This is a genomic window from Cupriavidus sp. HMR-1 (genome assembly GCF_000319775.1).
GTDB lineage: Bacteria > Pseudomonadota > Gammaproteobacteria > Burkholderiales > Burkholderiaceae > Cupriavidus > Cupriavidus metallidurans.
Window position 1 is genome coordinate 1 of sequence record NZ_ANKP01000149.1, and the last position, 9,304, is coordinate 9,304.

Consider the following 9,304-nt stretch of genomic DNA (forward strand, 5'->3'; position numbering starts at 1 on the left):
CGCGCGACGGACCCCACCCGGCCCACGCTGGCCGATGCCGCGGCCGAAGACCAGGCGCTGGCCGACGCCCTGCCGCACCTCGAAGAAACCTCGGCGCACCCTGCGCCCCGCTCGCTGTTTGGCGAGATTCTCGACTGGATGCTGGCGCCGCTTCTGCTGCTCTGGCCGATGAGCATCGCCGTCACATACCTCGTCGCCAAGTCGATTGCCAACGGGCCGTTCGACCGCGCGCTAGAAGCAAGCGCCATCGTGCTGTCGCAGCAGGTGCGCGAGGTCAACGGCCGCGTCACGCTGCAGCTTCCACTGTCCGCGCGGGAGATCCTGCGCGCCGACGAGACCGACAACATCTACTACCTGGTGGTAGGCAAGCACGGCGAGTACGTGGCGGGAGATCACGACCTGCCGCTTCCGTCCGAGGACGAAGAGGGACATGCCGGGCTGGTATCGCTGCGCGACGATCGCGTGGCCGGCAACGATGTGCGCGTCGCCTATACCTACGTCGACCTGAAGAACGTCAACGGCGCCCAGCCCGTGCTGGTGCAGGTGGCCGAGACGCTGGACAAGCGCGCGCGGCTGGCCAATGAAATCATCAAGGGCGTCATCCTGCCGCAGTTCGTGATCCTGCCGCTCGCGGTGGTGCTGGTGTGGTTTGGCCTCACGCGCGGGCTGGCACCGCTGACCGCGATCCAGCAGCGCATCCGCGCGCGCAATCCCGGCGACACGAGCCCGATCGACGAGCGCGCCGCGCCGCAGGAAATCACGCCACTGGTAGCATCGTTCAACGACCTGTTGTCGCAACTCGAGCAGTCGGTGCAGACACAGAAGCGTTTCATCGCCGATGCCGCACACCAGATGAAGACACCGCTCGCGGGTCTGCGCATGCAGGCGGAACTGGCCCAGCGCGAGCAATCACCGGAGGAACTGCATCGATCGCTGGCGCAGATCGCCGGCAGCTCCAAACGCACCGCGCATCTGGTTACCCAGTTGCTGTCGCTGGCACGCATGGAAAATCTGGCAGGGGTAGGCGGCATGACGCCGGTAAACCTGACCGCGCTGGCGCGCGACGTGGTCAAGGACCTGTTGCCCCAGGCATGGGCGCGGCAGATCGACCTTGGCCTGGAAGGCGACGAGCACCCCGTGATGGTCACGGGCAATCGCGTGATGCTGACGGAGATGCTCAACAACCTCGTCGACAACGCCATTCGCTACACGCCACCCGGCGGACATGCCACGGTGCGCGTCATCGCCGATGCATTCGAGCCGTTCGCATATCTCGATGTGGAAGACACCGGGCCGGGCATCCCCCCGAGCGAGCGCGGACGCGTGATGGAGCGTTTCTATCGTGTGCTCGGCACCAACACCGAAGGCAGCGGCCTGGGGCTGGCCATCGTGCGCGAGATCGTGCAGCAGCACGGCGGCGAAGTATCCATCGACGACAACGTGTACCAGACCGAGCCTCGTCTGGCCGGTGCCCGGTTCCACGTGACGCTGCGCCGCGCGCCGCCGGAAGAGACCAACACATGAGGAAAGCCCCGCCCGACCGCATGACGCCGCGCGAGCGGCTTGCCTGGCGCCACAACCTGCGCTGGATCGCCGTGCTGCTGGTGATCTGGTTCGTCGTGACGTTCGTCGTCGCCTGGTTCGCACGCGAACTGCGTTTCGACTTCTTCGGCTGGCCCTTCTCGTTCTGGGCGGCCGCGCAGGGCGCGCTGATCGTATATGTAGCAATGGCCGCGCTCTACGCCTGGCACATGAATCGGGTGGATCGCGAACTCGACAGCGAGACGCCAGACGCCGAGACCCATCCCGCACCACCCACCAATCCCACCGGCCGATCCTGACGCAGCCGGCCGATCCTGACGCAAACACGCGGCACCCCTCGTAAGGGGCAATTCGATGACCATGCCGCGTCACGTGCGCCAATGCTGCAAAGCAAGATTCCCGCGCACCCTACAAGCCATGCGGTTTGCGGTTTCGGACCGACGCAACGCAGCAAATACTCCGCTGAAAGCAGCCTCGAAACGTCTAGCGTATACCCCGACGAATCCGGCACGTTTTGCGGGAACTCTGTCAGAACTCAGTAAGTTTCGCCTCCCACAATCCTTTGCAGCTTCGGTGCAGAGGCCGGCACGCGCGGATACCTCAAGCGCAAGACACGGCCAGACCGGGGACCCTTTCGACAGACGGAGGAGACAACAATGGCAAACGCGCAAAACGTGGCAATGCCTGGCGGCAAAGCCCACAATGCGCCGATGACGCGCGAGGAGAAGAAGGTCATTTTCGCCTCGTCGCTCGGCACGGTGTTCGAGTGGTACGACTTTTATCTGTATGGTTCGCTGGCGGCGGTGATCGCCAAGCAGTTCTTCGCGGGCCTCGACCCCACTTCCGCATTCATCTTCGCGCTGCTGGCGTTCGCAGCAGGCTTCATCGTGCGCCCGTTCGGCGCACTGGTGTTCGGCCGTCTCGGCGACATGATCGGCCGCAAGTACACCTTCCTGGTGACAATCCTGATCATGGGCTTGTCGACATTCATCGTCGGCCTGTTGCCCGGCTACGCCACGATCGGCTGGGCCGCACCGATCATCCTGATTGCACTGCGCATGTTGCAGGGCCTGGCGCTCGGCGGCGAGTACGGCGGCGCAGCCACCTACGTGGCTGAACACGCTCCGCACGGCAAGCGCGGCGCCTACACCGCCTGGATCCAGACCACCGCCACACTGGGCCTGTTCCTGTCCCTGATCGTCATTCTGCTGTGCCGTGAACTCACGGGCCCGCAGTTCGACACGTGGGGCTGGCGCATCCCGTTCCTGGTCTCGATCCTGCTGCTGGGCATGTCCGTGTATATCCGCCTGTCGATGAGCGAATCGCCGGCCTTCCAGAAGATGAAGGCCGAGGGCAAGACCTCGAAGGCCCCGCTGACCGAGGCATTCGGTCAATGGCGCAACCTGAAGATCGTGATCCTGGCGCTGGTAGGCCTGACCGCCGGCCAGGCCGTGGTCTGGTACACCGGCCAGTTCTACTCGCTGTTCTTCCTGACGCAGGTGCTGAAGGTGGACGCCAAGACGGCCAACCTGCTGATCGCCGGCGCACTGGTGATTGGCACGCCGTTCTTCATCTTCTTCGGCTCGCTGTCGGACAAGATCGGCCGCAAATGGATCATCATGCTGGGCTGCGCGCTGGCCGTGCTGACCTACTTCCCGCTGTTCAAGGCGATGACCCACTACGCCAACCCGGCGCTGGAACGTGCGCAGCAGACCGCGCAGATCGTGGTCACGGCCGATCCGAAGACCTGCTCGTTCCAGGGCAGTCCGATCGCTCGCGAAATCGACTTCCGCAGCTCGTGCGATATCGTCAAGCGCACGCTGGCCCAGGCATCGGCCAGCTATGAAGTGGTGCAGGCCCCGGCCGGCACGATGGCTTCGGTAAAGATCGGCGACAAGGAAATCAAGGCCTTCGACGCCACGGTGACCGGCGGCCACAGCTTCGACGACGCCAGCAAGAAGCAGATCGCGGCGTTCAAGAAGGAAGTGAGCGACTCCATGAGCGCGGCCGGCTATCCGACCAAGGCAGACCCGGCGCAGATGAACACGATCATGGTGCTGGTGGTCCTGGTTATCCTGGTGATCTACGTGACCATGGTCTACGGCCCGATCGCCGCGATGCTGGTGGAGATGTTCCCGACCCGCATCCGGTATTCGTCGATGTCGCTGCCGTATCACATCGGCAATGGCTGGTTCGGTGGCCTGCTGCCAACGATCTCCTTCGCCCTGGTGGCGCAGAACGGCAACATCTACTACGGCCTCTGGTACCCGATCATCATTGCGGCCATGACCTTCGTGCTGGGCGCGCTGTTCGTCCGCGAGACCAAGGACGTGGATATCTACGCGAACGACTGATCGCCAGTCGGTGAACCTTCGCTCAGGATGACCAGCCGGCAGGCTGGTCTCCGCTTCCCAGGCAGGCCTCGCGCCTGCCGTTTTTTTAGGCAGCCACCGAGGCTTGCAGAAAGTTGTCACAAAGGTGTTGACAGCCTAAAAGGCACAGGTATAATTGCGGTCTTCGTTGGCGAATTAGCTCAGTCGGTTAGAGCGACGGAATCATAATCCGCAGGTCCGGGGTTCGAGTCCCTGATTCGCCACCATCTATTTAAAAAGCCGCAGTCCTTCACGGGATTGCGGCTTTTTTCTTTGGGGCGCTGGAACACGCCGACGGTCTCTGCTACCACCGGCACCCGGGAACCCGCCCCCTCTACATCCTCGCCCTACCCAGCCGCAATGCGTTGGTCACTACCGGCGCAGAGTTGAGGCTCACTGCCAGCGCGGCGATCACCAGGAACGGCAGGCAGCAGTCCGGTCAATGCCTACAGGACGCCCGCAGCCAAGGGAATGCCCAGGGCGTTGTGGACGCAAGCGAAGCCGAGGTTCTGCTTCATGTTCCGGATCGTGGCCTCGGACAACTTGCGGGCACGGGCAGCGCCACGCAGGTCGCCCTTGAAGAGAGTCAGTCATGCCGAGCAGAAGGCCACGAGTTACCTGCAAGGAGGCTGTCCAGCCGCCATAGGTTGCAGCCGAACTCCCTTAGAGGCGTTATCAAAATGAAGCGAAGCGGTTCTGGCTAGGCGCGCGGCCGCAGACAGTACAAGTAGACTGGCCAAGGCCGCGCAACGACGCCAGAATCATTTTGATAGCGCCTCTTAGCCGCCAACCAACGCCATCAACTCCGGCAGTATCGGACTCTGCATCGCCAGCCCACGTTGCTCTTCCAGGAGGCTCTGCAGGATCTCGTGCGTCGTATCTGGATTCGCCAGCACCACACGGAACACCGCGATCGGACGCCCACCCCACTGGGACGACGTCAACTGCGTCCGCGACACGAACGAGCGGCCTGCGTCGCGCTGCATTTCCTGGATATTGATGGTCAGCGCGTCGAGCGCCTCGAGCAGTTGTTCGCGCTTTTCGGGGGAGGCCGAAAGCAACGCCGCCCGCACCGGCGCCGGCACATAGCGATAGGTGAGGATGCAAAGCTGCGGCCGGCTGTCCAGTTCGAAGTCGGGCTGCTGTTCGATCAGCGACGCGAAGTACTTCGCGTTGTCGATGCCCGTATCGATCAGCTTCGCCAGCCCCTTGCGGCCAAGCAGGTGCAGGTTCGCATAGAGCATGACGGCCGCCGACCCGCGGGACCCTTCGAGCGTATGGCGCCCCAGGTCCACCGAGCCCTTCCGCACGATGTAGTTTGCGTGCTGGATGATGTCCTGCGTCCACGCCGGATCGCGGAACAGCACCATGCCGGCGCCCATCGGCACATAGAACTGCTTGTGCGCGTCGATGACGACAGAATCCGCGCGCTCGATCCCGGCAAAGCGCGCGCGCTCGCGTTCGGAGAGCAGCGTGGCACCGCCCCACGCAGCATCCACGTGAAAGTGGCAGCCGACCTCCTGCGCCACATCGGCAATGGCATCGAGCGGGTCCACCGCGCCGGTCTCAGTGGTGCCGGCGATACCAACGATCGCCAGTGTCCGGATGTTGCGTTGTTGAAGATCGCGCAAGGTCTCGCGCAACAGGTCGACGCGCATCCGCCCGTCTTCATCGACGCCTACCGGCACCAGATTCTCGCGACCAATACCGAGGATATCCGCCGCCTTGCGTAGCGAGTAATGGCCGCGCTCCGACACGATGATCGCCAGCCCGGCGTAATCGTAGTGCCGCAGCGCCGCTACCAGCCCTGCCTGATTGATGCCCGCGAAGCCGTCGCGTGCGCGCAGCGTGTTGTTGCGGCTGGCCCAGAGCGCGGTCAGATTGGCCGTGGTGCCGCCCGCGCAGAATGCCCCGAGAGAGTGCTCGGCATTGTGCAGCCATTGCGCGTAGAACGCGTCGTCCCGCGCAAAGACCAGGTGATGCAGCATCCCGATCACCTGACGCTCCAGCCCCGTCAATGCGCCCGACGTTTCAAGCTTGACCACGTTCTGGTTCAGCGCCGCCACGATCTTGGCCAGCGACGGCATGAACGATGGCAGCGACGACGTCATGTGACCGACGAACGTTGGTGACGCCACGGGCATCACATGCCGGAACACATCGTTGAGCAGATGATCCGCGTGTTGCTGCGGCGCGGTCGGATTTTCCGGAATCTGGACCGAGGCGAAGGACGCCTCGCGCGTCGCGCAGGCACCGACCGGATCGAAGTCCTGCCCGGCAAAGAAGTCCGCGGGATGCTCGGCAACGCGCCGTTCCAGGTCGTCGAACGCGCCGAGGTCCGCATCGAACCAGTGCAGCGGACAGCCTTCGCCCATTTCCGCGTCGTTGCCGGTTGCCTCGCGAGCGTTGTCTGACCTCCCCGCCTTGCGCGCCTTCATGTGCCTCTTCCAGTCCCAGTCCAGTGTGGTGCCGCCACTGCAGCGGCGGCGAATCGCTGGGATTATGCCGGATAAGCCGAGGCCGGCGCTGCACGCCCGATCGCACGATCGCCCAAGCCCTGTCAGCAGGCCAGATGATGCCGCCGCGCAAACTCGGCCAGATCGATCAGGGAACGGAACCCCAGCTTGGTCATGATGCTGGCCTTGTGCGAACTCACGGTCTTGTTGCTGATACCGAGCACCACGGAGATCGCCTTGTTGGAATGCCCGGCCGCAAGGAAACGCATGACGGTCAGCTCGCGTCGGCTCAGGACATAGATTGGATCGACCGGCGCGTTGGCCGCGCGGCGAATCGTCGTAAGCAGGGCCAGCGGAAATGCGGCATAGCCACTCATGACCGCGCGCACGGCATGCTCGATGCCGTCGATGCCGTTGCCCTTGTCGACATATCCGTGCGCGCCGCTGAGCAACGCACGTTCGGCAGCGCCGGCTGCGGCTGACAGCACCAGCACGCGCGTTGTCGGGTGATGGGACACCACCTCCTCCACCACGGCATCGCCCGGCAGGTCACCGAGATCGAGGTCTACCATGACCAGGTCGGGGCGCTGTCTTGTGCGCAGTTCCTCCAAGGCTTCAATGGCAGTTGTGGCCAGGCGGACCTCCTCGAAGCCCATGCCTTCCATCAACGCGGCGGAAGCCGCCGCGCGTACACCAGGATGATTGTCGATTACGAGCGCATTGGACATACGATTTCTCCGATGAAACGAATGTGCGGAGAGCATAGGTCGTCAGGTCATGGGCCGGATGTGGAAGGCGCCAGCGATGCGCTTCGAAATTTCCAGACCATCATGCGGACATTTCGGATGTTGCAGACTTGTTTCCGCTGGATTGCACCAGCTCCGAGCGACACCAGACACCGGAGATCTGTGGCCGCAGAGTCTCCCAGCACAGATGACAATCATGAAATCTTTAAAAAATTCAACGGGAATTGACCTAAGTTAGAGGTGTAGCATCAGGCACGTGCCATGATGGAAACTTGCAGTTGCAGACCTTTCTATTAGGAGATCCAAACATGCCCCAAATCGTACTTGCCACCGACGGCTCCGCTTTCAGCGACGAGGCAGCGCGCTTTCTTGCCGACGGCAAACTGCTGCAGACCGGCTTCACCGTTCACGTCATCCACGTCACGCCCGACGTAACCGGGCAGGTACGCGCATTTGTCAGCAAGGAAACCATCGACGCCTGGCACCAGGAAGAGAGCGGCAAGGCGATGGTATCGGTCTGCGAAATCCTGTCGGCAGCCAAGGTGCCGTTCGAGCAGCACGCGCTGCACGGCTTCCCGCCGGAGAAGATCGTGGCCTATGCGAAGTCGGTCGACGCGGGCGCCATCGTCATGGGTACCCACGGACGTGGCTCGTTCCTTGATGCGGTGATTGGTTCGGTCGCGGGCCGCGTGCTGGCGCACGCCGGATGCCCGGTAATCATGGTCAAGCCGGAAAAAAGCTGAAGACCGGCCCGTTCGGGCCAAGCCGTTCCATGACGGCGCGGCTTTGGGCTGATTTCAGGCCCAGAGCGGCGCCTCGTCCATGAGCGCGATCTGTTCGCGCAACTCCAGAATGCGATCCTGCCAGTAGCGCGCCGTGCCGAACCACGGAAACGCGGCCGGAAAGGCGGGATCGCGCCATCGGCTGGCCAGCCACGCGCTGTAGTGCAACAGGCGCAGCGTGCGAAGCGCCTCGACTAGCCAGAGCTCCCTCGCATCGAATTCCGCGAAGTCCTCGTAACCCGCCACGACGTCGGCCAACTGGTCCTGCATCGCCGCACGGTCTCCCTCCAGCAGCATCCACAGATCCTGCACGGCCGGTCCCATTCGGCTGTCATCGAAATCAACGAAGTGCGGCCCGGGTGTGCCCCGGCCGCGTGCATCCTCTTCGTCGATCCACAACACGTTGCCGCGATGGCAATCCCCATGCAGACGCAACAGGCGAACGTCTCCGGCACGCTCATAGCTGCGGCGCACACCGTCCAGCGCGAGGTCCGCCGCTGCACGCCAGGGCGCCTGCAGGTCGGCGGGAATGCAGTCGTGCGCGAGCAGATAGTCGCGCGATGCAATGCCGAAGGTGTCGATATCCAGCGCGGGCCGCGCCTGGTATGGCGCGGTGGCGCCGATGGCGTGAATACGGCCGATGAAGCGCCCGAGCCAGGTGCGGGTTTCGGCCTTGTCGAGCGCCGGTTCGCGGCCCCCGCAGCGTGGGAACACCGCGAAGCGGAAGCCCTCGTGCGTGAACAGCGTGGTGCCGGGCTGGTCGCCGCTGTTGGCCGCCAGGGCCGGCACAGCAGGCACTTCCGCACCGGCCAGCTGCTGCACGAATGCATGTTCCTCAAGGATCGCTGCATCGGTCCAGCGGCCCGGTCGATAGAACTTGGCGACGACCGGCGCGGCATCCTCGATGCCCACCTGCCAGACACGGTTCTCGTAGCTGTTGAGCGCCAGCAGGCGCCCATCCGGATAGAACCCCGCCGCCTCGAGCGCATCGAGGATGCACTCGGGTGTCAGTCCCGCGTAGGGGACGTCATCGGTCGACGAGGGACGATCCGGCTCGCTCATGATGGATGCGATCAGTGGGCGGGCTTGCGGCCACCGCCAAGCAGGGCCGCCTGCGGGGCCGGCCGACGATTGCGAGCGGGCGGTGCGGCAGTGTTGTCCTGAGCCGGACGCGCTTGCTGCGGACGCGGGTTCGCACCCCTGGCGTTCGCATTGCCCTGCGCATTGCCCTTGGCCGTGCCCTTGGCGGCGCTATTGGCGTGGCCGTTGCCGCGCCCACCTCCCTGCCCGGTACGCGGCGCATTACCACTGCCTCCGGCATTGCCGTTACGGGCCTCGCCACGCGCCGGTTGCGCCGGACGCGGTTGGCGCAGCGCTTCCTGACGCTCACCTTGCGCGGCGCGCGG

General features: G+C 64.1%; 7 protein-coding genes, 1 tRNA gene and 2 pseudogenes. 5 read left to right on the plus strand and 5 right to left on the minus strand.

Annotated elements, in window-relative coordinates; genetic code table 11:
- Positions 1-27 precede the first annotated feature (27 nt).
- From D769_RS18165 to D769_RS18180, 4 genes are all read left to right on the plus strand, one after another.
- A complete protein-coding gene (locus D769_RS18165; RefSeq protein ID WP_081596829.1) occupies positions 28-1,524 on the plus strand; it encodes a sensor histidine kinase in 1,497 nt (498 codons plus the stop codon).
- Positions 1,521-1,841: a DUF4212 domain-containing protein gene (locus tag D769_RS18170; protein WP_035881397.1), complete on the plus strand. Its 321-nt coding sequence runs from the start codon at positions 1,521-1,523 to the stop codon at positions 1,839-1,841. Before D769_RS18165 ends, D769_RS18170 begins: the two co-directional genes overlap by 4 nt.
- 357 nt (positions 1,842-2,198) lie before the next feature.
- Complete coding sequence (locus D769_RS18175) at positions 2,199-3,896, plus strand: MFS transporter (RefSeq protein ID WP_035881396.1); 1,698 nt, start codon at positions 2,199-2,201, stop codon at positions 3,894-3,896.
- A gap of 168 nt (positions 3,897-4,064) precedes the next feature.
- Positions 4,065-4,141 (plus strand) — tRNA-Met (locus D769_RS18180).
- Positions 4,142-4,248: 107 nt separating this feature from the next.
- Here the strand turns inward: D769_RS18180 and D769_RS32715 are convergent.
- The 3 genes and pseudogenes from D769_RS32715 to D769_RS18190 form a co-directional block, all read right to left on the minus strand.
- A pseudogene (locus tag D769_RS32715) lies at positions 4,249-4,513 on the minus strand (copper-transporting ATPase); the annotation flags it as partial.
- A gap of 180 nt (positions 4,514-4,693) precedes the next feature.
- Positions 4,694-6,352, minus strand: a complete 1,659-nt coding sequence (gene panP / locus D769_RS18185; protein ID WP_008647917.1) for a pyridoxal-dependent aspartate 1-decarboxylase PanP — start codon at positions 6,350-6,352, stop codon at positions 4,694-4,696.
- Positions 6,353-6,474: 122 nt separating this feature from the next.
- On the minus strand, positions 6,475-7,098 hold the full coding sequence (locus tag D769_RS18190) for a response regulator transcription factor (protein WP_008647919.1): 624 nt from the start codon (positions 7,096-7,098) through the stop codon (positions 6,475-6,477).
- A 326-nt stretch (positions 7,099-7,424) separates the two neighbouring features.
- Between D769_RS18190 and D769_RS18195 the strand changes: the two genes are divergently transcribed.
- Positions 7,425-7,859, plus strand: coding sequence for a universal stress protein (locus tag D769_RS18195; RefSeq protein WP_008647920.1), 435 nt, complete (start codon positions 7,425-7,427; stop codon positions 7,857-7,859).
- 54 nt (positions 7,860-7,913) lie between these two features.
- Here D769_RS18195 and D769_RS18200 read toward each other — a convergent pair whose 3' ends face one another.
- Positions 7,914-8,960 carry a serine/threonine protein kinase gene (locus tag D769_RS18200; RefSeq protein ID WP_008647926.1) on the minus strand — a complete coding sequence of 349 codons (1,047 nt, stop codon included), beginning with the start codon at positions 8,958-8,960 and terminating at the stop codon, positions 7,914-7,916.
- A gap of 11 nt (positions 8,961-8,971) precedes the next feature.
- A pseudogene (locus tag D769_RS18205) lies at positions 8,972-9,304 on the minus strand (RNA helicase); the annotation flags it as partial.

Coding starts and splice junctions, on each gene's coding strand:
- D769_RS18170 (WP_035881397.1), top strand. CDS start 1,521: ATGAGGAAAGCCCCGCCCGACCGCATGACGCCGCGCGAGCGGCTTGCC.
- D769_RS18175 (WP_035881396.1), top strand. CDS start 2,199: ATGGCAAACGCGCAAAACGTGGCAATGCCTGGCGGCAAAGCCCACAAT.
- panP (WP_008647917.1), bottom strand. CDS start 6,352: ATGAAGGCGCGCAAGGCGGGGAGGTCAGACAACGCTCGCGAGGCAACC.
- D769_RS18190 (WP_008647919.1), bottom strand. CDS start 7,098: ATGTCCAATGCGCTCGTAATCGACAATCATCCTGGTGTACGCGCGGCG.
- D769_RS18200 (WP_008647926.1), bottom strand. CDS start 8,960: ATGAGCGAGCCGGATCGTCCCTCGTCGACCGATGACGTCCCCTACGCG.
- D769_RS18195 (WP_008647920.1), top strand. CDS start 7,425: ATGCCCCAAATCGTACTTGCCACCGACGGCTCCGCTTTCAGCGACGAG.